This window comes from Veillonella magna (genome assembly GCF_959600285.1).
Lineage (GTDB): Bacteria > Bacillota > Negativicutes > Veillonellales > Veillonellaceae > Veillonella_A > Veillonella_A magna.
In genome coordinates this window covers 14,876-39,245 of record NZ_CAUGKU010000010.1, presented here as the reverse complement: position 1 = coordinate 39,245, position 24,370 = coordinate 14,876, and the positions used below count along the sequence as shown (strand labels likewise).

Genomic DNA, 24,370 nt, shown 5'->3' with positions numbered 1-24,370 from the left:
CTATACAGGTGAGGAGGGCTAACATGGAAGTGCAAGTGGTAACGGATGTACTCGCAAAGAATGATGCCATTGCGGATACATTGCAACGCACCTTTGCAGAAAAAGGCATTTTTGTATTCAATTTGCTCGGATCGCCGGGGGCCGGGAAGACATCGCTGTTGGAAGCGACGCTGACCGAATTGTCGAAAACGTATCGATTGGCAGTTATCGAAGGCGATTTATATACAGATAAGGATGCGGATCGCATAGAACGCCTCGGTGTGCCGGTGCTGCAAATCAATACGGTCGGCGGTTGTCACTTAGATGCAGCAATGATTGAAAAGGCAGTAGCGGCTATGGATTTGGATGCGCTGGATATGATTATTATCGAGAACGTAGGCAACCTTGTATGTCCGGCGGAATTTGCCATCGGTGAAGCCATGAAGGTAACTGTGCTGTCCGTTACGGAAGGCGAAGATAAGCCACTTAAATATCCGTTGATATTCAAAGAGTCTGCAGCCGTGCTATTGAATAAGGTGGACTTGTTGCCGTACATTCCTTTTGACAAGGAAAAGGCGATTGCGGATATTCATATGTTGCATCCGCAGGCGGCGGTGTTCGAAGTAAGCTGCACGGCTAAGACGGGACTTGATGCATGGATTGCTTGGCTTAGCGAGCGCATTGAAGCTCAGCGGAAAGGAGCGGCATGCAAAGAATAGTAAAACGATGGTTGGCGTTGGCCTGTGTATTGGCCGTAACCGGTAGCATGTCTATGGTTGGTGCTGCCGATGAAAGCAAAGGCGACGACAGCAAAGCTGACAGTAAAGCGTTGTTGGAACGGATGGTACAGGCGTTGGTCAAGGAAGCGGCCGGAGAACCGTTGCCAAAGGTAACATCGCCGACATCGACGGCGGCAGCAACGGCTAAGGCAGCCAAGCAAGCGGAACCGGCGGACAAGGATAACGGTGATACCATTGATTTAAATGCCGTAGGCACAACGTATACGGCCAATCGATTACCACCGCTACAGGCAGAGGAGTTTACCATTGCCGGCTTGCAAGTAGGCAAGACGGCAGGACCGCGGCAAATTCTCTTCCCCTATCAAGCGGTGGAACGAAAGGGACCCTTTGTTACCTACAAAGGGGAGAACGGTGGCGATCCGAAGAAGCCCACCATTGATTTAAGCAGCTATGCGGCGCTTAATAAAAAAGCAGCCGATGAGGTAGCGTCGAAGGCGGATAAAACAAGTGCACGCAAGATCGAAGAGAAAACGTCTGATGTAAAAACGTCTGATGTAAAACAATCTGATATAAAGCCAGCTGACACAAAGCAGGCCGATGCCAAACCAATCGATGTAAAACAGACTGAGGCAAAACAGGTTAATGAAAAGCAGCGCGATATTAAACCGACCGATACGGAAAAGGCGGCTGCTAAAAAGACCGGTGCAGATAAGCTTGGCGCGGATACGGCTGATAATGCTCACGCAGTGAAAACTGAAAAGGTAACAAAGCCGACGATACCGCTTACGACGAATACGGTGACGGTATATGATGGTCTTGCCGGCGGGGCGGATGCCAATGTATTGCGCACGTCCGGGCTTACATATAACTACGCGGATGCGACGGTGACGAGTATCCACATAGAAGATTCTTTATTCCAGACGCCGCGCCATATCGGGGTGGGCAGCACTCGCAGCGAAGTACTCTTTGCTTACGGCAGTCCGCAAGCCATGTGGCAACGCAGTGAAGACGGGGCCGTCCTCTTGGTGTACGCCGAAGATATGGCCCGCTTCCGTAATAATCGGCCGCATTGGCAGACGGCACATAACCGTGTTAAAGAAAAAAAGGAAATGGCTAAGAAGGAATTTAGCCCATCCGCGGAGAATGTAGCTAATAGTCGAGTGATTACCGATCTGGCTCCGACGTATCGGTATTTGGTGTTTACCGTGGCGAAGGGCAAAGTCGTAGCGGTGGATGCCGTGGACGGTCAAGTGTGGCCGCACATGATGGGCGCCACGAAGCTACGGTATTTTGTACCGAATCAACTCACCGCGGATGACTTCGTATTAGGCGGCTATACACTTAACGAACCGTTCTTGGGCGCGCAGGATGATCGATGGGAAAAGAAAGGTCGCTTGTATGGCGATGACTTTGTGAGCTATAAGAATTGGCTCGTCAGCTATGATGCACGCCACATGATTTCGCGGGTGCTCATCAGCAGCAGCGGCGGTGCCACAAGGCGAGGGATTTCCATCGGGGACACTAAATATCTCTTGCTGTATTTGTACGGTATGCCCACCAGCATGACGCCGGGCGAAGGCAAGGAACAGGCGGGGACGACGGTATATACATATAAAAATCCGATGTCGGAACACAGCTATCTGTTGTTTGTTGTAGGCAATGAAGGAGGATTTATCAAGGAAATCATCCTTTCCGATAGGCCTAATCATACATTGCGAAGAAACGTATAGATTTCACACAAGGAGGGCAACACAATGATTACTGCACAGGACATTAAAGCACGTTGGGAAGAATTGCAGGAACAGGGCGAACGTATTTTGTTCGTAGTCGGCGGTCCGGGGTCGGGCAAGAGCCGTTTGATTCGCGAGTTGGCCGAACAGGACGGCTGGAAGTACATGGAAGCCAAGGATTTATTGGAAGAAGAATTTTTGGAAGTTGCCCATGAACTACGACCGCAACGGGCGTACGACGAACTCAGTACGTCGCTGAAAGCATACGATGCTAAGGTGGCGCTCATTGACGGCGTGAATGTGTTGTTTGCTCCGATTCTGAATTTAACACCGGTGGAGTTGTTGAAAGAAATCAGCAAGGAATATCCGATTATCGTAGGGTGGCGCGGTCGCTTTGACGGCACGAAGCTTCACTTGGAACATAATAACAATCCGGAGTATTTCTCTTTTGAAGTAGAAAATCCGCAGCGCATTATTGTTGTAGAATAAAGCATTATACAGCAGCACTCGTATGCTATCGGACGATTCTATCTGTTAAGGTAGTTGTGATGATTACGGATAGCACCGATACTTACGCAACACATATACTTTTATACATAGCCGCTCCTTTGGAACCGAAGGTCTATCGTTTGGACGGATGGTTTCGAAGGAGCGGTATTTTTGTAAAGATTTTGTAAAGCGCATAAGAAAAGATTGAGAATTGACAGACAACAAGCTATAATGTAGCTATTGTACAGTTGTCGTTATTTTGAGGTGGAGCTATGGATCAAAATATAATAGCGTTTATACTGGGGATCGTTGAAGGGGCTACGGAATTTTTACCGGTGTCCAGTACGGGCCATATGATTATCGTAGGTGATTTCTTAGGATTCTCCGATGAGAAAGCCGGTGTTTTTGAAGTGTTCATTCAGCTGGGGGCCATCCTCTCGGTGTTCCTGCTGTATCGCGAAAAATTTATGACCATGCTGAAGCGGGAAAATTGGACGCGGCGCAACGGTTTGTCATTGGTACATATTTTCTTCGGTATGCTGCCGGCTATGGTCATCGGCTTCTTCGGACATTCCTTTATTAAAAATGTATTGTTCTCGCCGTTTACGGTTATCATTGGTTTGTTGGCGGGCAGTGTGTTCATGCTGTGCGCGGAACGGTTTCATCCGGACATACGAGTGAATCGCGTAGATCGCCTTTCGATTTGGCAGTGTTTGCAAATCGGTTTCTTCCAGGTGTTATCCTTGTGGCCGGGCTTTTCACGATCCGGCTCGACTATTGCCGGCGGTCTTTGGCTCGGTGTCAGTCGTAAAGCGGCTGCCGATTTTTCCTTTATTATGGCTGTGCCGATTATGCTCATTGCTTGTACGTACGACTTTTTAAAAATTGCCGGTCAATTGGCATGGTCGGATTTTCTGATGTTCGTCATCGGCTTTGTTACGGCCTTCGTCGTAGCCTATGCTTCCATTGTATGGTTCTTGAAATTCCTTAATAAATCATCGTTAGCTTCCTTTGCGTACTATCGCATCGTCATTGCGTTGATTGCGCTGTGGTATTTTTACTTGTAAGTAGTAATTGGGCCGGCGTTATTGTGCTAGTGTCATTGTGCTAGTGTAGTTTGTAAGCAGTAGCCGGGCCGGTGCAAGCTATATGTGCAAGATGGCAGATTTCAAAAAAATTGTAAAACCTCTTGCGTAATATAAGAAGTTATGGTATTATTACAAAGTGTTCACGATATAGTAATACAACAAGAAAATAATAAAAATTTTCTTGACACGATAAAATAGATTGTGTATAATAAATTACGTTGTGACGCGCTGGCGTAGCTCAATTGGCAGAGCAGCTGACTTGTAATCAGCAGGTTGTGGGTTCAATTCCTATCGCCAGCTCCATGATGTGGAGGGATTCCCGAGCGGCCAAAGGGAGCAGACTGTAAATCTGCCGTCTTCGACTTCGAAGGTTCGAATCCTTCTCCCTCCACCATTTTCATCGCGGGGTGGAGCAGTTGGTAGCTCGTCGGGCTCATAACCCGAAGGTCGCAGGTTCAAGTCCTGTCCCCGCAACCATTTTTTTATGCTTGAACTATCAAGGCTATATGCTGGTGTAGCTCAGTCGGCAGAGCGTATCCTTGGTAAGGATAAGGTCACCGGTTCAATCCCGGTCACTAGCTCCAGACATGGCGGCATAGCTCAGTTGGCTAGAGCAATCGGTTCATACCCGATGTGTCCGCGGTTCAAATCCGTGTGCCGCCACCAATTTTATTATAGATGTGAGACCGTAAGGTCTTTTTTTTATGCCTGAACGGAGTTGTTATGACAGTGATCATGCAGCTCCGTTTTTGCTTTGGACTACATCTTTGGATGTTATGCCGATTCTTTTTATTTTCCGGAACTTCAGCTTCCTTATATAGAAACGGTGCATATACTATATGCAAAGTATGCAAGGAGGATTGGCACCTAACAGTTGCGTTGCCGCCGAATATTAGGCATAATAGGACATGTTAGGTATTTACAAGTGTCTATTTGTAATAGACTGAGAGAGGAGAACAGTATGTCTGAACAAAAAGAATTGGCCAGAGGCTTAAAAAATCGCCATGTCCAATTATTGGCCATTGGCGGAGCCATCGGTACCGGTTTGTTTTTGGGATCCGGCCGTTCCATCCACTTGGCAGGGCCGTCTATTTTATTGGCCTACATTATTACCGGCATTGTTTGCTTTTTTATGATGCGCGCCCTCGGTGAATTGCTGCTATCAAATCCGGACAACCATTCCTTTGTAGATGTGGTGTATGAATATATGGGACCGGGTATGGCTTTCGTCACGGGGTGGACCTATTGGTTTTGTTGGATTTCGTTGGCGATGGCCGATGTTACCGCTGCGGGGCTATACATACAATATTGGATTCCCGGCGTAGAGCGATGGGTGCCTAGTTTAATTATACTAGCCTGTTTGTTTCTTATGAATCTCATGGCAGTGAAGGTATTCGGGGAAATGGAATTTTGGTTCGCCCTTATTAAAGTTCTGGCTATACTGGGACTTATCGTCGGCGGCGGTTTCTTGATTTTTACTAATTTTGAAACGAATGCCGGTGTGGCGTCCATCAGTAATTTATGGTCGTACGGCGGATGGTTTCCGAAAGGCTGGGAAGGGTTTGTACTTTCTTTCCAAATGGTAGTATTCGCTTTCACCGGCATTGAACTCGTCGGACTTACGGCGGGAGAAACGGAGAACCCGGAGAAGGTTATTCCTCAAGCCATCAACAATATCCCACTGCGGATTATTATTTTTTATGTCGGTGCGTTGGCAGTTATTATGAGCATATATCCATGGACTACGGTAAGCCCCGACAAGAGTCCCTTTGTGCAGGTATTCGGAGCAGCCGGGATCCTTGCAGCCGCTTCGTTGGTAAACTTTATTGTTCTTACATCGGCGGCCTCGGCGTGTAACAGTGGCATCTTCAGTACCAGTCGCATGGTGTACGCGTTGGCAAAGGAAGGCAATGCGCCGCGCATTATGTTTCGCTTGCGCTCCAATAAGGTGCCGATGAACGCGGTTGTCTTTTCGGCGCTGGTTATTTTTTTAGCCGTCATCTTACAGTATGTGACACCGGAAGGTGTGTTCGTGTTAATCACCAGCATCTCCACCTTTTGCTTCATCTTTATTTGGGTGGTCATCGTGCTGTGTCATTTGCGTTATCGCAAAAGTGAGGCCTATCGTGAAGGTGCACATCGCTTTCCCATGCCTTTGTATCCGTTGATGAACTATGCTATTATTGGGTTCTTTAGCTTTGTGGTGATTACCTTAGCCTTTAACGCAGAAACGAGGGTAGCCCTTTTCTTCACCCCTGCATGGTTCGGATTGCTGTGGTGCTTTTATAAATTGCGTATTAGTGCATAATACACCTTCTTTTCTTAGGCAATTTGTATTATAATCAAGGTATGAGAGTTTTTATTTGATGAAGGAGGCTGTTTACTTCAATGGCAAAAGCAAAATTTGAACGTACTAAACCGCATGTTAACATCGGTACCATTGGTCACGTTGACCATGGTAAAACAACTCTTACCGCAGCTATTACTAAGGTACTTGCTGAAAAAGGCCAGGCTCAGTTCCAGGACTACAGCATGATCGATAAAGCGCCGGAAGAACGTGAACGCGGTATCACGATTAATACGGCACACGTAGAATACGAAACGGACAAACGTCACTATGCACACGTTGACTGCCCGGGCCATGCCGACTATGTTAAGAACATGATCACCGGCGCTGCTCAGATGGACGGTGCTATCCTCGTTGTATCCGCAGCCGACGGCCCGATGCCGCAGACTCGCGAACACATCCTCTTGGCTCGTCAGGTTGGCGTACCGGCTATCGTTGTATTCCTCAACAAAGCCGACATGGTTGACGACGAAGAATTGTTGGAACTCGTAGAAATGGAAGTTCGCGAACTTCTTTCTTCCTATGACTTCCCTGGCGATGATGTGCCGATTATCGTAGGCTCCGCTTTGAAAGCCCTCGAAGGCGATCAGAAATATGTTGATAAGATCATCGATCTTATGAACGCTGTTGACGAATACATTCCGACTCCGGAACGTGACACCGATAAGACCTTCTTGATGCCGGTTGAAGACGTGTTCACTATTACCGGTCGTGGTACGGTTGCTACCGGCCGTGTTGAACGTGGCGAAATCAAAGTGGGCGACACTGTTGAAATCGTTGGTTTGCAGGAAAAACCGTCCCAGTCCGTTGTAACCGGTTTGGAAATGTTCCGCAAAACTTTGGATTCCGCAGTAGCCGGCGATAACGTTGGTGCTCTTCTTCGCGGTGTTGACCGTAAAGACATCGAACGTGGCCAGGTTCTTGCTAAACCGGGTACCATTCATCCGCACACTAAGTTCAAAGCTGAAGTGTACGTATTGACGAAAGAAGAAGGCGGTCGTCATACTCCGTTCTTCTCCAACTATCGTCCGCAGTTCTACTTCCGTACAACGGACGTAACCGGTGTTATCAACTTGCCGGAAGGCACTGAAATGTGCATGCCTGGCGATAACATTACTATGGATATCGAATTGATCACTCCGATCGCTATCGAAGAAGGTCTTCGTTTCGCTATCCGTGAAGGCGGCCACACTGTAGGCGCCGGCGTTGTAACTGCTATCGAAGCGTAAGCTGTCGATTGTAGTTATGATGCATATTACGGCAGTATTGCTGTAATAACGTAGTGCTATAGGATCTGCATGAGATCCATATATAATAATTCCTTTCCAAGAGAACTCCCGTTGGAGCAACTAAGCTCCGGCGGGAGTTTTTGTATCGGTGTTTTTCATTGACAAAGAACTTTGTAGTTTGATACAATGACAAGGTATGGAGAGGTGTCCGAGTGGTTTAAGGAGCTGGTCTTGAAAACCAGTGATGCGGCAACGCACCGTGGGTTCGAATCCCACTCTCTCCGCCATGCAATCTAAGCTTTCGGTGTAGGCCGAAAGCTTTTTTTATTTTATTAGCATACGTATGGCTTTACATGATATGTACAATTTTAAAGTATGCCTATGGTTTTACAGGATGCGTGCGACTTTACATGATGTACATAATTTTATAGGATGCGTATGATTTTGCATAATGTATAGCGTTATATGGTGTACGTAACTTCATAGGATATCTGTAATTAACAGGGCCTTCGAGATTTTCTCGGAGGCTTTTTGTTTTATAAAAATTCATTTTATTTTGAATAAATATAAAATAACGCTTGCATTATTCGTTGCATAGTGCTAGAATTACGCTAACGTTTGGAATAAAAATACAAAACAGATTATAAAAATAAATAGCCGTGAATGGCTGATCATAAGAAAGAAGGCGTAACGTAAATGACAGCGTATGAAGGAACACATGAAGAAATAGATTCGAATAAATGCAATCATAAAGATAGCCATGATGGCAAACAGGCAAGTCATTATGATGGCAGTCATGGAAGTAACCATGAAGACATACAGGCACTAATCAAAGAAGGAGTTGCTTTTATAGAGCCTAAGGTAGTAGAGTGGCGACGCTATTTACACGCACATCCGGAGCTATCCGGCGAAGAAGAGAACACATCGCTATACATAAAGCAAACGTTGGATACATTAGGAATTCCGTACAATGATCAGGTATTCGGTCACGCCGTAGTGGCTTGTATCGACAGCGGCAAGCCAGGAAAGACGGTGGCATTGCGAGCCGATATGGATGCATTGCCGGTGAAGGAACAGACAGGTGCGGAGTTTGCATCGCACCATGATGGCGTGATGCATGCTTGCGGTCATGACAGTCATATGGCCATTGCCTTGGGAGCTGCCGCTGTACTGAACAAAGTAAAGAATTTTTTGCAGGGTCGTGTGTATATTGTATTCCAGCCGGCAGAAGAGGAAGCGCTTATTAACGGAGCCAAGAACATTATGGCCTCTGGTGTGCTGGATGAAGTGGATGAAATCTTTGGACTTCATGTGTGGCCGGGATTGCCGGTAGGCACGGTAGGTGTGCGTGACGGAGCGATGATGGCAGCGTCGGATCATTTTTATGTAACTATCACCGGCAAGAGCACGCATGGTGCGGAACCGCACAATGGTATTGATGCGATTGTGGCAGCGGCGAATTGGATTACGGGCATCGAATCCATTGTGGCCCGTGAAACAGATCCGATGGAAAGCATCGTGGTTACGGTAGGCACGATTAACGGCGGCGATCGATATAACGTAGGCTGCGGTGAGGTTACGCTGGAAGGGACATGCCGTACCTTTGCACCGGCGAAGCGCGATTATATTGAAACGCGCCTGACTGAATCACTGCAAGCACTGGATATGCTTTTCCATACTACATCCGAGCTAACCTATAAACGCGGTCACGGCGCAACGGTGAACCATGCCGCTTCCGCACAGCGACTGCGCAAGGTAGCAGCATCATATGGAATTACGGCAGTTACTCCGGAACATCCGTCGATGTGCGCGGAAGACTTTTCTTCATACATTGCCGAAAAACCGGGTGCTTTTTTCTGGCTCGGTACCGGCTACGAAGGCTGCCCGGCGTTACACAATGCTAGCTTCATCATTGATGAAACAATTTTAAAAACCGGCGTCACCCTTATGTGCGGAGCCGCGGCGGATGTTCTTTTAGAAACAAAATCGGCAGACTGAGAACAGGTACACCTTAGGTTAGATAACAGAGAGGACAGGGATTACGATGACATTACATATAGAAGGCTTACAAGGGAAACAACAAGCATATGCACTGATGCATAAGGCGTGGCAGAATATAGGCGTAACCGATGCGGACGGCTCGCTTATAAGCATGGCGAATACCATGAAGGGGCGCAACTTTTTAACATTGCTGGACTTGTCACCGGAAGAAATTACCTATCTCTTAGCTTTGGCGGCAAAGCTCAAAGCAGATAAAAAAGCCGGCTGCGAAGTACCGCTTATGACAGGGAAGAACATCGCTCTTGTGTTTGAAAAAGATTCCACACGGACGCGATGCGCTTTCGAAGTAGGAGCTGCCGATCAAGGAGCGCACACTACCTATTTGGGACCGACGGGGAGCCAGATGAACAAAAAGGAATCCATGAAGGATACGGCGCGTGTCTTGGGCGCTATGTTTGACGGCATTGAATTCCGCGGCTTTGCCCAGGAATCGGTAGAGCTCTTGGCCGATTACAGCAGCGTGCCGGTATGGAATGGCTTAACCGATGCAGATCATCCGACACAGACATTGGCTAACTTCCTCACCTTGGCGGAACAATTGGACAAACCCTTATCGGAGGTAACCTTTGTGTATGTAGGCAGCGGTCAATGCAATATGTGCAATGCGCTGATGGCCGGTGCAGTAAAGCTGGGGATGAACTTTAGATTGGTAGGTCCGGCGGCATATTTCCCGGAAGGACCTTTCGTAGAAGCATGCAAAGCGGTGGCGAAGGAAACGGGCGCCACGGTTACTTGGACAGATGATGTGGCTGCCGGTGTGAAGGATGCGGATGTCATCTACACCGGAGTGTGGGTAACCATGGGTGATCCTTACGAACTGTGGGGTGAACGTATTGCACAATTTACGCCGTACCGCATTACATCGGACATGATGGCGATGACCGGTAAGGCACAAACAAAATTCTGCCATTGCTTACCGGCCTTTCATGATACGCATACGCAGGTGGGCAAGGATATTTTTGAACGCTTCGGTCTTGATGGCATTGAAGTTACCGACGATGTGTTTGAAAGCGAACAGTCGTTGGCATTTGAAGAAGCAGAGAACAGATTACATACGATTAAAGCGGTGATGGTTGCTACCTACGGCGACTATCCGTTGAAATAGAAAGCGAGGAATGACGGTAATGACGGGGGCACAGGAAAAGGCAATGACAAGTGCGACAGAAACAGCAACATATAAAGTATTTATCGTAGGACAGGCAGGAACGACGGGACTGCGTATTTACGAACGATTGGCGGCGCGACCGGATATAGAAGTGCTTACCATCGATGAAGAAAAGCGCAAAGATACAAAGGCGATTGCGGCGTTGGCTGCAGAAGCGGACGTTGTCTTTTTATGTTTGCCGGATGCGGCGGCTAACGACGTAGTCGATGCCATCGGGGAGTTGCCTTGCCGCATTATCGATGCCTCTACGGCTCATCGAACGACGCCGGGCTGGGCCTATGGCTTTGCCGAATTGAGCGACGACTATCGCAAAGGCATTGCTACGACGAAACACATTGCCGTACCCGGTTGCCATGCCAGCGGAATGGTAGCCATTCTTCATCCCCTGGTGAAGGCGGGCATCGTACCGGCCACCTATCCGGTGACGGTAACCTCCTTAACCGGGTACAGCGGTGGCGGCAAGTCGATGATTGCCGACTATGAAAGCGCCGATAAGTCACAAGACTTATATGCACCGCGTCATTACGGCATGGGGCAGATGCATAAACATCTGAAGGAAGTTGTTCATCATACGGGCCTCGGTATGCCGCCGATTTTTATGCCCATTGTCGATGATTACTACAGCGGTATGATCGTCAGCATCGGATTTCAGACGGCGGCCTTACACGGTACGGCGGCGGATGTAGAAACTACCTTGAAAGCTGCCTATAAAGAGGCGAAGCTGATAACGGTGGAGTCACTCAGCAATGAGGGTAATGCGGGCTGTATGGCAGCAAATACCAACAGCGGTAAGGATAGTATGATTATTAAAGTCACGGGCAACGAGGACCGCGTGGTTATCCATGCCATCTTCGATAATCTTGGCAAAGGCGCATCCGGTGCGGCGGTGCAGTGTATGAACATTGCGTTGGGCTTGCCGGAAACAACGGGCTTGGCATTGTAGTGCGTGAGGGAAAAGCAAGTACGCAGTGAGCCTTGGCGCTTTGTGGCGTATTGCTTATCACAGAAAAGAACCATGAATGGACGAACAGTTGATACAGTGCTTAGGTATATGGAAAAGACAGAGGGAAGAACTATGACAATGAATGAAATATCAAATGCAATGCGGGCCAAGTTGTTGACCGCAGCGGTACCGTACATTAAAGAATATACGAACACCTATGTGGTAGTAAAATACGGCGGCAATGCCATGATTGACGAAGAAATCAAACAATCCGTCATGCAGGATTTGTTGCTCCTTTCATTAGTGGGAGTTAAAGTCGTACTCGTTCACGGCGGTGGACCGGACATTAACGATACCCTCGGCAAGATGGGGATTGCCTCACAATTTAAAAACGGCCTGCGCGTTACCGATGAAGCCACGATGGATGTGGTGCAAATGGTATTGGCCGGGCGCGTGAATAAAAGCTTGGTTGCACACATTGCAAGCCTTGGCGGCAAAGCTACCGGCATTTGCGGTGTCGACGGTGCCATGATTAAGGTGCATCAAAAAAGTGAAGACCTGGGCTTAGTAGGCACGATCGACAGCATTGACACGGGACTGATTAAAGCATTGGTGGATAATGGCTATATCCCCGTAGTCGCTTCCGTTGGTGTCGATGATAACGGCACGATTTATAACATTAACGCCGATACGGTGGCCGCTTACATTGCCGGTGCTTTACAAGCAGAATGCATGGTAGCCATGACAAATATTGACGGCGTTATGCTCGATAAGGACGATCCCACATCACTGGTGCCGAAGCTGACCGAAGCGGATACGACCAAGCTGGTAGCAGACGGCGTTATTGCAGGAGGAATGATTCCCAAAGTGGAATGCTGCATCGAAGCCATTCAAAAAGGGGTAAAGAAAGTATTTATTATCAATGGTGAAATCCCGCATGCCATACTGATTGAATTGCTTACCAACGAAGGTTTGGGAACCATGTTTGTAAAAGAATAAAGAGAGGCGAGTTACATGGGATATATGGAAATAAACGAACCGATAATGGTTACAATGACGGATACTACGCTATACGGTGCCGGAGAACATACGACATCAACAGATACGGAACCCTCGTTTGCGTATGATATGGGCGGAGCGGACGAAGCGCCTTCCCCTATGAGTGTACCATCCTATAAAGAACTGGATACAACCTACATTGCTCACACGTACGGACGCTTTGATGTGTGCTTTGAAAAAGGTGACGGCGTGCTCCTATACGATACGACGGGAAAGGAATACATCGATTTGGGATCCGGCATCGGCGTGACTGCGTTCGGCAGTGGTGATGCCCTATGGCAACAAGCCGTCATTCATCAGGTGAAGAGGCTGAATCACGTATCGAATTTGTATCATACATTGCCACAGGCAACCTTGGCAGAAAAGCTGTGTCAAAAGACGGGCATGAAGAAAGTGTTCTTCTCCAACTCCGGTGCGGAAGCTAACGAATGCGCCATTAAGGCAGCGCGAAAATATTCTGCCGATAGATACGGCGACGAACGGACGACGGTAGTTACCTTGGTGAACAGCTTCCACGGACGAACCATTACCACCTTGGCAGCTACGGGACAGGACGTGTTCCATCAGCACTTCCATCCCTTCACCAAAGGATTTGCACATGTACCGGCCAATGACTTCGATGCCTTTAAACAATTGGTGGATTCGGATTCATCTATATGCGCTATTATGATGGAAATGATTCAAGGCGAAGGCGGCGTTATGCCTTTGGACGCCGGGTATGTGAAACAGGTGGCAGACTATGCGGCGGCACATGACATCTTGGTGGTGGTAGATGAAGTGCAAACCGGGAACGGACGGACAGGCACTCTTTACAGCTACATGCAATTTGGCATTGCACCGGCCATCGTGTCAACCGCGAAGGGCCTTGCCGGCGGACTTCCCATGGGCGCCACCATGTTTAACGACAAGACCGAAGGCGTGCTTGATGCGGGCAGTCACGGCTCTACCTTTGGGGGCAACCCGATTTGTGCAGCCGGAGCCATTTCGGTTATCGACCGTATCGATGATGCCTTATTAAGCGAAGTGAAAGCAAAGGGCCAGTACATTCGCGAAGCATTAACCGGAGCATCCGGTGTGCTCAGCATTTCTGGTATGGGTTTGATGGTGGGGATTGAAACCACAGCCGATGCAAAAGCAATAGCAAAAGAATGTCTGAACCGTGGTGTAGTGGTGCTGACAGCCAAAAATAAAGTGCGGTTACTGCCGGCGCTGAATATTCCCCGGGATACACTAAAAAAAGCCGTGGGGATTTTGAAAGAAGTCATCGGCGAGATGGCTTAGTCATCAACTGCGATAGGTGACATAAGGGTCGAGCAGTTAGGGACATTGATTGTCGTTTATGCCGTGATAGAAGAGATAGTCATTAATCGTAATAGAAGATACGGTTGTATGAGTTAGTTATATGAATTTTAAAATAAAGCCTTCTTGCTAGTGTGATGCAAGAAGGCTTTATTGACGTTGCCAATAGACAGCAGCTATTTGTTTGTCCGTAATTGTTTTAGGAATAAGATCCCAATAGACAATGGAGATGTCTCTAATTTTGACGGGCACTTGAGTGAGCTCTATATCATCTAAAGAAATAAAAATAATTCCCTCACTATCAGAAGTGGAAATGCGTTGTAATAATTTTTGTTCGAGCGGTTGTAATGTGTTCATAGTAGAATCCTTTTTGAAAAATTAAATAAGTAAGTATAGTTCATTGTAGATCAAAGGCAAGGGGATAGCAAGAGGGGGGAGACATAAGATCTTGTATGAAATTTAAATTTATGATCTAATAAAAGTATAATAGATGTCTTTAGGGATCGACGGAGGAGTTTCAAAATGAGTATAGTAAATGTTGCTAAGAAAGAGATGGAAGATTTTCTTAATAAAACTTATTATATTCCCAACTATCAAAGAGAATATTCTTGGGAAGATGACGAGTTAACTGATTTTCTTTCAGATATGGAAAGCATATTAGACAGCAATCAGAAACATTTTTTTGGACAGATAGTAGTGCATGATGATCAAGGAGCGAATAAAAAATATATTATTGATGGGCAACAACGTACCATTACGTCTGTCATTTTTTTAAGAGCCTTGTCTATACTTTACAAAAAAGAATTTTCAAATAATTCTGAAGCCCTTTCATATAGGGAAAAAGGAATTAAAAAGTCATATAAAATAGAAGGTATTATTGGAGCATATGGTGACGATTCTGATGAAGAAGAACCCATACGGTTGATATTAGGTGAGGGTGACAATAAGTTTTTTGTTGAAGAAATATTTAAAAAGGACAGTCCGGGGAGTGAGAAAGCAAAAAAGAGATCCCAAGCAAGAATGAGAAAAGCATTTAGTAAATTCTTGGCATATCTTAAATTAAAAGTTGATGGGAAGTCGAGCATAGAGGAAAAGTTTAAATGTCTCAATAACTATTTTGAAGCGTTTACAAAAAGATTTGAAATCATGTATATGGAAGCAACAGAATTAGATGAAGCATTTGTTATTTTTGAAACTCTTAATGCTCGGGGGAAAGAGTTGGAGACATCGGATCTGTTGAAAAATTATATATTTAGTAAGGCAGACAAAGACTCTATAGTAAGCTATCAAGAACTCTGGAATACTATGACAAATGATTTGGATAAGATTGATTTAACTACCTATATTCGACATTTTTGGAACTCCAGCAATGAATTAACGCGTATGAATACCTTATACCGAAAAATAGTGAGCAATACAAAAACGGTAGAAGAAGCCAAGGAATTATTAAAGAATCTCGCTGGTTATGCAGCGATTTATCATGATTTAATATTTCCGACATCTGCATCTGTTATAGAGGATGATACATTGATTCAACATTTGGAGAACTTATCTATTCTAAATGCTAAAACATTTACGCCTCTTATATTAGCTATGTATCAGACAAATAAAAAAGAAGATGGATTGAAGTACACAGAAAAAGATATAAGTAAAGTAGCGAACACCATAGAAAACTATGTATTTCGTAATGCAACTATATGTAAAAGAACGGCTAATAACACAGAAAGATTTATGGGAGAAACGGCGCTGAGAATTTATAGAGGTGAGATTACTACAGTAGAGGAAGTATGTAAGGCTATAGAAAAGGAAATAGTAACTGATGAAGAGTTTAAAACAGCCTTTAAGGAATGGTGTAGTCAGAATAGAACAATTAACCGGTATATTCTAAGAAAACTTAATTATGAAATGAATGAAACGGGTGAGATGGAAGTCACAAAAGATAATAATAAGGTACATCTTGAACATATCATGCCGGATAATAATAGTAAGTGGAAGATAGATGATGAAATTCATTCGGAGTATCTTTGGCGCTTAGGAAACCTAACCTTGCTCAGCGGTAAAATTAATAAAGAGGCGTCTAACAATCTTTTTAAAGAAAAAGTAGAGTTATATAAAACTTCCAAAATTGATTTAAATGAGACTATATGGAAAGACAGCCGTGGGAAAGAACGAAAACAGTGGACGGAACGGGATATTCAAGATAGGCAAAACTTATTTGCTGAACTGGCCATTAAAGCCTGGCCTAGAAAATAGAAAAATTTGCATCGTAATTAAATAGTTGTGATAAGGGAGCAGTAATGAAAATTTTCATCACTGCTCTCTTTCTTTTCTCTATTTTTGTTATCGCGATGCATAACCCTCCCATCAATATAATTTTTATCTACCCAGATATATAAGAAGAAACTTACTATAATATAAGAAACTACAGATATAGATACATAGTGTCATTGCTGATAATTTTTATTGAGGTTGAACTACTCGATATCTAATGATACACTAAAGGCATAATTAAATATACTATTTGGTATAGAATCTTGTTTTATGTAAGGGGAGGATGTTATGAAACGACTCATGCTATTGTGTGTATTTGTTATGGCGCTGCTGGTAGCCGGTTGTGCGCAGGTGACATCGGAGATTAAGGTGGATTCCGATTTTGGTGGCAGTTGGCAAGCTACCATTCAAGCACCGGCACCGATCAGTAAAGACGATATTTTAAGTGCAGTGGCGGATAAAAAGGAAGGCACACAATCCATTGATGTGACAAAAATTAAGCTGGTGCCGGTAGATGCAACGGGTAAAGAAATCAGCGGGGATACACCGGGAATGCGTTCACAAAGTTGGAAGTTGGAAACGAAGTTTGCCAACAAAGACGAATTGGCCTCGATTAGTAAGATTGCTTTCGGACGCAGCAATGGAGACAAAGCGATTAATGTAATTTATCCGTATGGCGACGATCCGGATGTGTACATGTTTAATTTGGGACAAGCATCGGGAACGACGACGATTACCGTACCGGGTACCATCATTAAAGAAAGCGTAGGCAAGGGCATGGTGAAGAGCGATGATACTATTGTGTTCGCACAAGGTACGCCGATTAAATTCCAATTTAAGAAATCCGGTTCGTGGGGGATGATCATCGGCGGTGTTTTGGCTATCGTTGTAGTAGCCGGTGGTTTTGTATGGTACCGTCGCAGACAAGCGGCTGCATAAGGGGGAGTTATAGATGAGAAAATACATAAGTGTAGTCATTGCTATGGTGCTCATGCTGTGTGCGTTGGTACTCGGTGGTTGTGGCTCCTTGTCGTCCACTAACTTTGAAGGTACATGGGCGTATGTGATGCAACCGAATGAGAAGAATATCGACTATAAGTATGATTCGGATATGTTGTATGTCATTACTATGACAAAGAAAAGTGAGCATACCTATGAATCTACGTTCAGACAATATAAATATGTGAAGAAAGATATTAAATTGTTGAACGAAGAAGAATATGCCAAAGGTGATCGCTTTTTCTATTGGTTGTCTATGATTCCGGAGAAGCCTAACGCGGCAGGTGTAATGCCAAAGGTAGAAATAGATTTTGAATTTAAACATCTTCCTACGGATATGGAAGCGGTCAAGATGACGGAACGGGATGGCAAGCTATATACGGACGAAGGTACTGAATTTACGTTAGACAGTAAGACAGGTAATCTAATTTCTGGTAATCAGACAATGGCTCCCGTAGAAAACGGAGACTTGACGAAGTTCAAGGAAGAAATGCAGCAGCACATTAAGGATTACTTCCAAAAGAAATATGTGGATACGAAGAAATGGGATATTACGGACTACGTATTTACCGATGCCGGTGATTTAGTTGTGCAAGGCGATTATAAAAAATAAGTAGGATGATTATAACGGTGTGCTTTCTAGGTGTTTATGATGTAAGTTAAGGTTCAATATTCTCTAGCAATTAATTAAACAAGGGAACATTGTATAGATCATAGCAGATAGCTCCTAGGGAGAGAGGGGGACATAAAGTGAGATTTAAATGGATGGTTTCGTTATTTGGTGTTATGGGATTGGTCGGATTTATTGGAGCGACAACAGTTGCTGATGCTGCGTTACCGAGTGGTCCTAAGTATACACTCACTCATGCCGATTATGGGAAATCGTTCGGTACAGCGCCGAGTGCGGCGGATATGAATGTTATTGGTGTCAATATTGGCACCCCGGTATCTGCGGTGATAAAAAGTCTGGGGAAGCCGACCAGTTGGGAAAATCAAAAGCATGGCCTGTCTGCAATAATCAGGTATGGTGGGATTGCTTTTGGTCTAATTGGTCGAGGGAATAACGCAACAGTTGCCAACATAGTGCTAACCAATAGGGATGCTACAACTGCCAGGGGTATTGCCGTAGGTGATTCTCTCGAAAAAGTGTATGAGGTATACGGAACGCCGGATTTCATTATTAAAGAAAAACAAGCCTGGATATACGGTTCTCTAGATCATCCTTCAGGTAATCGCACAGGTATTACCTTTGGTTACAACGACAATAACCGGATAACTGAGATTAGCATAGATAATACAGATGTAACCGGTGATTTATGGTAAGTAAATAACTGACCAAACTAACTAAAAACTAACCAAACAACTGACTAAACTAACTAAAAACTGACCAAACTACTGACCAAACACAGACTAAAACTAACCAAATACTGACCAAAAATTAATCCCTGTGCATAGTTGTTCAGGATAGAAAACAGATTCGTTTTAGTTATTTGTTAATATCTCGGAATAAAAATATAAAACCGCTATAACACTAGAGTTATCTAATGTTATAGCGGTTTTTCAGTAAGGCAAAAGTAGTATATACATATCGAAACCCTTACCTCATCCCCCGTATCGTTCAATGAGGTAATCCATGGCTTCGATGTAACCATCCAAGCCGTGACCGCGGATGGTTTTTTCCGCATAGTAGCCTACATAGGATATGTGTCGGAAGTCTTCGCGTTCCAACGGGTTGGTGATATGCACCTCCACGGTGGGGATGCCGACAGCTTTTAGTGCATCCAGCAAGGCTACCGATGTATGCGTATAGGCGGCGGGATTGATGACGATGCCATCGTATACGCCATAGGCGGCTTGGATATAATCGACTAAATCCCCTTCATGATTGCTTTGCTGACAAGTAACGGTTACGCCGCAATGATTCGCATGGGCTTTGATGCGCTCCAAGAGGGCCGGGTAGGAGGTGCTGCCGTACAGCTGTGGTTCGCGAAGTCCTAACAGATTGATATTAGGCCCGTTGATGATTAAAATGTTCATAAAACTCCTCCTTGATGAAGCGCACGGTGGCCATGGCGTCGGTGCAGTCGCATTGGGCTTGCGAAAAGGCTTCGTATAAAGGATAGCGCACGCGAGCCAGTTCACGAAGTCGGCCGATACCGCCGGTGGAGAGAATACGATCCGCCGTGTCCAGTGATTCCAATGGTCGCTGAATCCAATAGATGCGTCCGTTTTGGCGAAGCAACGCATAGTTTTCGGGACGGGTGATAACGCCGCCGCCGGTGGCGATGATAGCGCCGGTTTCTTTGCACACATCATTTAGAATTTCTGTTTCCTTCTTGCGAAAGGCGGGCTCGCCGTGATTCTTGATGTATTGTGACGGATGTTCGTAGCGTTCTTCAAAGATGGCGTCGCAGTCGAGTAAAGGACGACCGGTCTCTTTGGCTAAGGCTTCGCCGATAGTTGTCTTGCCCACGCCGGGCATGCCGATGAGAATAATATTTTCCTGTGCCGAGCGCATGGCGGTAATCATTTCGCGAATGCGTTCGATGGGAAACTGCGTATTCATAAATAATTCTGCGGCGTACACGCCTTGAGCAACGAGCATAGGCAATCCGTCGCTGTAGGGAATGCCCATCTCTTCGGCATCAATGAGAAGCTGCGTGCGATACGGATTATAAATGACATCGGCTACACCTTCCAAGTGTTTAAAGGGGCGAATGTCTACGAGACGGCGCGGTGATTTAGGATACATGCCTACCGGGGTGGCGTTGATGATGATTTGCGCAGTATCGTAAAAGTCGGCAATGTCCTCATAGAACGGGGCGTTATGGCGTGATACATGTGTGGTATGAGCGGCCCCTAAATCGGTTACTACTGTGTGGATTGTACCGGATGTTGCGCCGTCGCCGAGGATAAGAACATCCTTGCCGGCTACGTCAATGCCGGCGTTCTTTAATAAAAATACAAAGCCGTTATAGTCGGTGTTATGCCCGAACCAACCGTCAGGGCGGCGGACCATGGTGTTTACGCAGCCTATTTTTTTTGCCGTATCGGATAGACGGGTACAATAGGGCATGACATCTTGCTTGTAAGGAATGGTGATATTAATGCCGCGCAGCTCGGGATCGGCTAAGAAGCTTTCCAGCTGATGCGGTTCTTTTTCAAATAAGGTGTAAACGGGATTGCCCAGGGCCGCGTGAATCTCGGGAGAATAGCTATGCCCCAAGGTTCGTCCCAGCAGTCCGAAGGCCGGTGTATGACTCATTGGTTAACGCAGCTCCTTTTTTATTTCTACTAAAAAGTCTAACAGAACGAGGGCCACGACGGCTTCCACAACGGGAACAGCGCGCACGGCAATGCACGGATCGTGACGACCTTTAATTAAGAGGGATGTATTTTCCTGCTTTTCAAAGGAGAAGCTGGGCTGTGGTTTGGAAATGGAAGCAGTCGGTTTCATACCTACGCGCAAGACGATAGGCATGCCGTTGGTAATGCCGCCTTGGATACCACCGCAGTGATTGGTTATGGTCTTTACGATGCCGTTTTCCAATACGAAGGGATCGTTTTCTTCACTGCCCAGATGATCACAGGCATCAAAACCGGTGCCGAAAGCAACGCCTTTTACGCCGGGAACACCGAAGATGGCACGGCTCATACGATTTTCAATGCCGTCAAAGTTAGGATTGCCAAGACCGGAGGGAATGCCGGTGGCAAAGACTTCAATGATCCCGCCGGTGGAATCGGAGTCGTTCCGTAGGCGATCCAATAAATTGATCGCATTCAGGCGAGCCGTAGGGGATAGCATGGCAACGGTTTCAAAGCCGGCCTTGTGAAGAGCGTCCATATCGGGAGCGGTGTAGCTTACTTCGTCATCGTTAACGGTGCCCAGGCGACGCAGATGCGCACCTACGCGAATACCTTCCTTGGCGAGAAGCTGTAAGGCAATACCGCCGGCACAACATAGTGGTGCCGTAAGACGACCGGAGAAGTGACCGCCGCCGCGCATGTCTACACTATCGCCGTAACGCATGCGCGCCGTATAATCGGCATGCGATGGGCGCGGTACATCGCGCAAATTATTGTAATCCGCCGATCGCTGATTGGTATTGGCAATATAAAAGGCCAGCGGCGATCCGCTGAGCATACCGTCTACGATGCCGGATAGGAACACCGGCTCGTCTGCTTCCTTGCGCTGTGTGGTGACTAAGCTTTGACCGGGAGCACGGCGCTTCATAAAGCGGCGCAGTTCTTCCAGATCAATGGTGTGTCCGCAGGGAAGTCCGTCAACGACGGCACCGATAGCGGTACCGTGGGATGTACCGAAAGTGGATATGTGAATGTGAGTACCGAAATCAGAGCTCATAGCTGTTACCTCCTAACGCTTGCCAATCATCAAAGAATTGCGGATACGATTTAGTAATGGCTTCGCTGTCGCTGAGGGTGACGGGATTGTCACTGATGAGGGCCGCCAACGTGCCGGCCATGACGAGGCGATGGTCATTATAGCAATGGGCGCGGCCCCCCGTAAGTCGGCCGGTGCCGTTTACATACAGCGTATCGCCGTCGATGTGGGCACTGCCGCCGAGGGAAGTAATCATCTCCGCCATGGCTGCCAGACGATCGGATTCCTTGAGACGTAAACGGGCGCCATTGTAGAAGCGGCTTTGTCCTTCGATGCCGCAAGCTAAGATGGACAAGATGGGAAGCAAATCCGGACATTGCTCTAAATCTACGTTAAGCGGCAGGGTAGCTTTACCGGTGGCGGTAAGGCCTCCATCCGTATAGGTCAAAGTGGTGCCGGCTTTTTCGATAATGGTGGCACTGCGGCGATCGGCTTGTACGGAATCGGCAGTAAGGCCGGTTACCGTAATGGTTTGCCCGGTCAGTGCCGTAGCTACGAGCCAAATGGCTCCGTTCGACCAATCTCCTTCGATGGCATAGTCCTTTACACCATGGTAGTGACTGCCTTCGGGAATATGAAAGGTATCGCCGGTTACGTTGACGGTGACGCCGAAATCCTGAAGGACGCGAATGGTTAGGCGCACGTAATCGCGCGACTGCAAGGGACCTTCACTGATGACGGTAGTTTCCCCCAGCAGCGGAGCAGCGAGAAGCAAGCCGGAGAAGAATTGGCTGCTAATGTTGCCGGCCATGGAGAAGGTACCTCCCGAAAGGAGTCCGGCCATGGTGAAGGGAGGCGCATCGTTGGAAAAGGTAACGCCGTGTGCTTTCATCTGTCCCAGTAAGGGCTCTAACGGACGCTGCGGCAAACGACCTTTCGCGTCGACTTCGGTGGTGCGGCATAAAGCAGCGGCTACGGGAAGTAACAGACGTAAGGTGGTACCCGATTCATGGGGACGTACTTGCCCCGGTGAAGCCGGCGTTGTAATAGGATGCACACGAACACCGTCTTCGGTTCGTTCGATGGTAGCGCCTAAGCCGCACAGGGAATCAATGGTAGCATCGATGTCGCGAGACGAGCGATGAAATCGTATATGAGAAGCGGAGTCTGCCAGCGCGGCCGCCATAAGAGCGCGGTGCGCATGAGCCTTCGCAGGGATGGCCTTGATTGTGCCGCCGGGAATAGCAGCCGTAATGGTGCGCATAGTTCATCTCCTTTAGTAATGTATAATAACGTAATATATAGTAATCAATTATATACTATATACCTACATGCCAATTCAATTACATGTGTACCTACTAATTGAATAGTAAGGGTACGATGTATACATCAACGGCAGGCTGATCCGATTATAGATTCATCCAATGTTAAAAATACTATGTGTTGCTTAATGGTATAGTAATCAAACATCGGCTAAGGATGCCGTTAATTGTTCGGCCAAGGTTGCATGCGGTATGGTGATGCGTTCACTGTGACCGTGTGATGTAGGTACGATAATGGTCACATCAAGACCGTGACTTTTTTTGTCGTGACGGGCAGCTTCCAATACATAGTCCAGCGGTACCTCGGTTGTCACCGGTAGATGATGAGCGCGGAGCAATTCGATGAGCCGCCGATATTCTTCGGCAGGCAGACCGTAATGGGTGAATCCCAAATGAGCCATCAAGGCGATCCCGATGGCAACGGCGTAGCCGTGAGGCATCGTGTAATGACTGTATTTTTCTAAGCCGTGCGCCAAGGTGTGACCGAGATTTAATAATTGGCGCTGCCCTTGTTCCGTTTCGTCCGCCGCTACAATGCGTGCCTTGGCGGCAACGCATTGGGCGATGACATCGGTCAGATGTGAGCTTTGTGGTGTTAACGGTTCCTTAGTGAGCAAGCCCAGTAAGGCCGGATTATCCAGGAAGGTATATTTCACAACTTCACCGCAGCCACCGATGAATTCTTCTCTGGGTAAGGTGTGAAGCACATCGGGATCACAAAATACGGCACGAGGCTGTTTAAAGGCACCCCACAAATTTTTACCGGCCAGTAAATTAACCGCTGTTTTACCGCCTACGGAGGAATCGACCATAGCCAATAGCGACGTCGGAATCTGTACATACGCAATACCGCGCATGTAAGTGGCAGCGGCAAAGCCGGTAATGTCACCGACAACTCCACCGCCGAGGGCAATGAGAACATCGCGACGTGTTATGCAGTGATCGGCTAAAAAGTTGAGTATGTGTAGTAGCTGCTCCGGACTTTTAGATTCTTCCCCCGCCGGCAAGGTATATACCAAGGGCTCATAATCGGCGGCTTGTAAGCTGCTTACGAGGGTATCCGCATATAAAGGTCCCACGTGGGTGTCGGTAATGATGACGGGATGACCGGTTACGGACAACGCACGCATATGATGACCGACGGTGGCTAACAGACCGTGTTCAATGTGAACGGTATAGGTCGGCTCGGTGTGAACCACAATGCGCCGCGTGTCACTGTGAAGCGCCGGTGCTTCCGTGCCGATAGTGTGCGTCGCTGTGACCGATTCGTTCGTTGGGTGATGCAGTGAAGATTTCATGAGAGCCTC

Annotated in this window: 21 protein-coding genes and 6 tRNA genes; 21 read left to right on the top strand and 6 right to left on the bottom strand. The window is 46.8% G+C overall.

Annotation, left to right across the window (positions count from 1 at the left end):
* The first annotated feature begins 23 nt into the window (after positions 1-23).
* From hypB to Q5873_RS06780, 17 genes are all read left to right on the top strand, one after another.
* Positions 24-698, top strand: coding sequence for a hydrogenase nickel incorporation protein HypB (hypB, locus tag Q5873_RS06860; RefSeq protein ID WP_028254885.1), 675 nt, complete (start codon positions 24-26; stop codon positions 696-698).
* Positions 686-2,449 (top strand): hypothetical protein, encoded by a 1,764-nt coding sequence (locus Q5873_RS06855; RefSeq protein WP_303060039.1) that lies wholly within the window; start codon positions 686-688, stop codon positions 2,447-2,449. The genes hypB and Q5873_RS06855 overlap by 13 nt, the downstream gene beginning before the upstream one ends.
* A gap of 24 nt (positions 2,450-2,473) precedes the next feature.
* Positions 2,474-2,938, top strand: a complete 465-nt coding sequence (gene brxF / locus Q5873_RS06850) for a BREX-3 system P-loop-containing protein BrxF (RefSeq protein ID WP_276788134.1) — start codon at positions 2,474-2,476, stop codon at positions 2,936-2,938.
* A 272-nt stretch (positions 2,939-3,210) separates the two neighbouring features.
* The gene (locus tag Q5873_RS06845; protein WP_276626864.1) at positions 3,211-4,005 is read left to right on the top strand and encodes an undecaprenyl-diphosphate phosphatase; all 795 of its coding nucleotides are present in this window, start codon (positions 3,211-3,213) and stop codon (positions 4,003-4,005) included.
* A 248-nt stretch (positions 4,006-4,253) separates the two neighbouring features.
* A tRNA-Thr gene (locus Q5873_RS06840) sits at positions 4,254-4,329 on the top strand.
* Between the two features lie 6 nt (positions 4,330-4,335).
* Positions 4,336-4,420: transfer RNA gene (locus Q5873_RS06835), tRNA-Tyr, on the top strand.
* A 7-nt stretch (positions 4,421-4,427) separates the two neighbouring features.
* Positions 4,428-4,503: transfer RNA gene (locus tag Q5873_RS06830), tRNA-Met, on the top strand.
* A gap of 31 nt (positions 4,504-4,534) precedes the next feature.
* Positions 4,535-4,610: transfer RNA gene (locus tag Q5873_RS06825), tRNA-Thr, on the top strand.
* 5 nt (positions 4,611-4,615) lie between these two features.
* Positions 4,616-4,692 (top strand) — tRNA-Met (locus Q5873_RS06820).
* A 295-nt stretch (positions 4,693-4,987) separates the two neighbouring features.
* Positions 4,988-6,334 carry an amino acid permease gene (locus tag Q5873_RS06815; RefSeq protein ID WP_288758927.1) on the top strand — a complete coding sequence of 449 codons (1,347 nt, stop codon included), beginning with the start codon at positions 4,988-4,990 and terminating at the stop codon, positions 6,332-6,334.
* An 80-nt stretch (positions 6,335-6,414) separates the two neighbouring features.
* Positions 6,415-7,602, top strand: coding sequence for an elongation factor Tu (gene tuf / locus Q5873_RS06810; protein WP_276788128.1), 1,188 nt, complete (start codon positions 6,415-6,417; stop codon positions 7,600-7,602).
* Positions 7,603-7,800: 198 nt separating this feature from the next.
* Positions 7,801-7,889, top strand: a tRNA-Ser gene (locus Q5873_RS06805).
* A 409-nt stretch (positions 7,890-8,298) separates the two neighbouring features.
* Positions 8,299-9,600 (top strand): M20 metallopeptidase family protein, encoded by a 1,302-nt coding sequence (locus Q5873_RS06800; RefSeq protein WP_303060035.1) that lies wholly within the window; start codon positions 8,299-8,301, stop codon positions 9,598-9,600.
* A 166-nt stretch (positions 9,601-9,766) separates the two neighbouring features.
* Positions 9,767-10,768, top strand: coding sequence for an ornithine carbamoyltransferase (gene argF / locus Q5873_RS06795; RefSeq protein ID WP_438364095.1), 1,002 nt, complete (start codon positions 9,767-9,769; stop codon positions 10,766-10,768).
* A gap of 19 nt (positions 10,769-10,787) precedes the next feature.
* Positions 10,788-11,771 carry an N-acetyl-gamma-glutamyl-phosphate reductase gene (argC, locus tag Q5873_RS06790; protein ID WP_303060101.1) on the top strand — a complete coding sequence of 328 codons (984 nt, stop codon included), beginning with the start codon at positions 10,788-10,790 and terminating at the stop codon, positions 11,769-11,771.
* A gap of 138 nt (positions 11,772-11,909) precedes the next feature.
* Positions 11,910-12,770 carry an acetylglutamate kinase gene (argB, locus tag Q5873_RS06785; protein ID WP_276626174.1) on the top strand — a complete coding sequence of 287 codons (861 nt, stop codon included), beginning with the start codon at positions 11,910-11,912 and terminating at the stop codon, positions 12,768-12,770.
* A gap of 159 nt (positions 12,771-12,929) precedes the next feature.
* Positions 12,930-14,111 (top strand): aminotransferase class III-fold pyridoxal phosphate-dependent enzyme, encoded by a 1,182-nt coding sequence (locus tag Q5873_RS06780; protein ID WP_303060099.1) that lies wholly within the window; start codon positions 12,930-12,932, stop codon positions 14,109-14,111.
* A gap of 168 nt (positions 14,112-14,279) precedes the next feature.
* On the opposite strand, the gene Q5873_RS06775 is transcribed toward Q5873_RS06780, so the two are convergent.
* Entirely contained in the window at positions 14,280-14,486 is a 207-nt protein-coding gene (locus Q5873_RS06775; protein ID WP_303060032.1) for a hypothetical protein, read from the bottom strand.
* Positions 14,487-14,651: 165 nt separating this feature from the next.
* Between Q5873_RS06775 and Q5873_RS06770 the strand changes: the two genes are divergently transcribed.
* From Q5873_RS06770 to Q5873_RS06755, 4 genes are all read left to right on the top strand, one after another.
* The gene (locus tag Q5873_RS06770; RefSeq protein ID WP_303060030.1) at positions 14,652-16,382 is read left to right on the top strand and encodes a DUF262 domain-containing protein; all 1,731 of its coding nucleotides are present in this window, start codon (positions 14,652-14,654) and stop codon (positions 16,380-16,382) included.
* 306 nt (positions 16,383-16,688) lie between these two features.
* On the top strand, positions 16,689-17,339 hold the full coding sequence (locus Q5873_RS06765) for a YajG family lipoprotein (protein WP_205088396.1): 651 nt from the start codon (positions 16,689-16,691) through the stop codon (positions 17,337-17,339).
* 13 nt (positions 17,340-17,352) lie between these two features.
* Positions 17,353-18,012, top strand: a complete 660-nt coding sequence (locus Q5873_RS06760) for a hypothetical protein (RefSeq protein ID WP_303060028.1) — start codon at positions 17,353-17,355, stop codon at positions 18,010-18,012.
* A 137-nt stretch (positions 18,013-18,149) separates the two neighbouring features.
* Positions 18,150-18,722 carry a TonB-dependent receptor gene (locus Q5873_RS06755; protein ID WP_303060027.1) on the top strand — a complete coding sequence of 191 codons (573 nt, stop codon included), beginning with the start codon at positions 18,150-18,152 and terminating at the stop codon, positions 18,720-18,722.
* A 279-nt stretch (positions 18,723-19,001) separates the two neighbouring features.
* On the opposite strand, the gene Q5873_RS06750 is transcribed toward Q5873_RS06755, so the two are convergent.
* From Q5873_RS06750 to aroB, 5 genes are all read right to left on the bottom strand, one after another.
* Positions 19,002-19,436 (bottom strand): type II 3-dehydroquinate dehydratase, encoded by a 435-nt coding sequence (locus tag Q5873_RS06750; protein WP_028254401.1) that lies wholly within the window; start codon positions 19,434-19,436, stop codon positions 19,002-19,004.
* On the bottom strand, positions 19,408-20,664 hold the full coding sequence (locus Q5873_RS06745) for a shikimate kinase (RefSeq protein ID WP_303060024.1): 1,257 nt from the start codon (positions 20,662-20,664) through the stop codon (positions 19,408-19,410). Before Q5873_RS06745 ends, Q5873_RS06750 begins: the two co-directional genes overlap by 29 nt.
* 3 nt (positions 20,665-20,667) lie before the next feature.
* The gene (gene aroC / locus Q5873_RS06740) at positions 20,668-21,762 is read right to left on the bottom strand and encodes a chorismate synthase (protein ID WP_303060022.1); all 1,095 of its coding nucleotides are present in this window, start codon (positions 21,760-21,762) and stop codon (positions 20,668-20,670) included.
* The gene (gene aroA, locus Q5873_RS06735) at positions 21,752-23,005 is read right to left on the bottom strand and encodes a 3-phosphoshikimate 1-carboxyvinyltransferase (RefSeq protein ID WP_303060020.1); all 1,254 of its coding nucleotides are present in this window, start codon (positions 23,003-23,005) and stop codon (positions 21,752-21,754) included. Before aroA ends, aroC begins: the two co-directional genes overlap by 11 nt.
* Positions 23,006-23,203: 198 nt before the next feature.
* Positions 23,204-24,361 (bottom strand): 3-dehydroquinate synthase, encoded by a 1,158-nt coding sequence (aroB, locus tag Q5873_RS06730; RefSeq protein ID WP_303060019.1) that lies wholly within the window; start codon positions 24,359-24,361, stop codon positions 23,204-23,206.
* Between the last annotated feature and the right edge of the window lie 9 nt (positions 24,362-24,370).

Excerpts from the sequence above, each read along its gene's own strand:
- aroB (WP_303060019.1), bottom strand. The coding sequence starts at position 24,361 with ATGAAATCTTCACTGCATCACCCAACGAACGAATCGGTCACAGCGACG.
- hypB (WP_028254885.1), top strand. The coding sequence starts at position 24 with ATGGAAGTGCAAGTGGTAACGGATGTACTCGCAAAGAATGATGCCATT.
- Q5873_RS06855 (WP_303060039.1), top strand. The coding sequence starts at position 686 with ATGCAAAGAATAGTAAAACGATGGTTGGCGTTGGCCTGTGTATTGGCC.
- brxF (WP_276788134.1), top strand. The coding sequence starts at position 2,474 with ATGATTACTGCACAGGACATTAAAGCACGTTGGGAAGAATTGCAGGAA.
- Q5873_RS06750 (WP_028254401.1), bottom strand. The coding sequence starts at position 19,436 with ATGAACATTTTAATCATCAACGGGCCTAATATCAATCTGTTAGGACTT.
- Q5873_RS06760 (WP_303060028.1), top strand. The coding sequence starts at position 17,353 with ATGAGAAAATACATAAGTGTAGTCATTGCTATGGTGCTCATGCTGTGT.
- aroA (WP_303060020.1), bottom strand. The coding sequence starts at position 23,005 with ATGCGCACCATTACGGCTGCTATTCCCGGCGGCACAATCAAGGCCATC.
- Q5873_RS06815 (WP_288758927.1), top strand. The coding sequence starts at position 4,988 with ATGTCTGAACAAAAAGAATTGGCCAGAGGCTTAAAAAATCGCCATGTC.
- argC (WP_303060101.1), top strand. The coding sequence starts at position 10,788 with ATGACGGGGGCACAGGAAAAGGCAATGACAAGTGCGACAGAAACAGCA.
- aroC (WP_303060022.1), bottom strand. The coding sequence starts at position 21,762 with ATGAGCTCTGATTTCGGTACTCACATTCACATATCCACTTTCGGTACA.
- argB (WP_276626174.1), top strand. The coding sequence starts at position 11,910 with ATGAATGAAATATCAAATGCAATGCGGGCCAAGTTGTTGACCGCAGCG.
- Q5873_RS06845 (WP_276626864.1), top strand. The coding sequence starts at position 3,211 with ATGGATCAAAATATAATAGCGTTTATACTGGGGATCGTTGAAGGGGCT.
- Q5873_RS06770 (WP_303060030.1), top strand. The coding sequence starts at position 14,652 with ATGAGTATAGTAAATGTTGCTAAGAAAGAGATGGAAGATTTTCTTAAT.
- Q5873_RS06745 (WP_303060024.1), bottom strand. The coding sequence starts at position 20,664 with ATGAGTCATACACCGGCCTTCGGACTGCTGGGACGAACCTTGGGGCAT.
- argF (WP_438364095.1), top strand. The coding sequence starts at position 9,767 with ATGAAGGGGCGCAACTTTTTAACATTGCTGGACTTGTCACCGGAAGAA.
- tuf (WP_276788128.1), top strand. The coding sequence starts at position 6,415 with ATGGCAAAAGCAAAATTTGAACGTACTAAACCGCATGTTAACATCGGT.
- Q5873_RS06780 (WP_303060099.1), top strand. The coding sequence starts at position 12,930 with ATGAGTGTACCATCCTATAAAGAACTGGATACAACCTACATTGCTCAC.
- Q5873_RS06765 (WP_205088396.1), top strand. The coding sequence starts at position 16,689 with ATGAAACGACTCATGCTATTGTGTGTATTTGTTATGGCGCTGCTGGTA.
- Q5873_RS06800 (WP_303060035.1), top strand. The coding sequence starts at position 8,299 with ATGACAGCGTATGAAGGAACACATGAAGAAATAGATTCGAATAAATGC.
- Q5873_RS06775 (WP_303060032.1), bottom strand. The coding sequence starts at position 14,486 with ATGAACACATTACAACCGCTCGAACAAAAATTATTACAACGCATTTCC.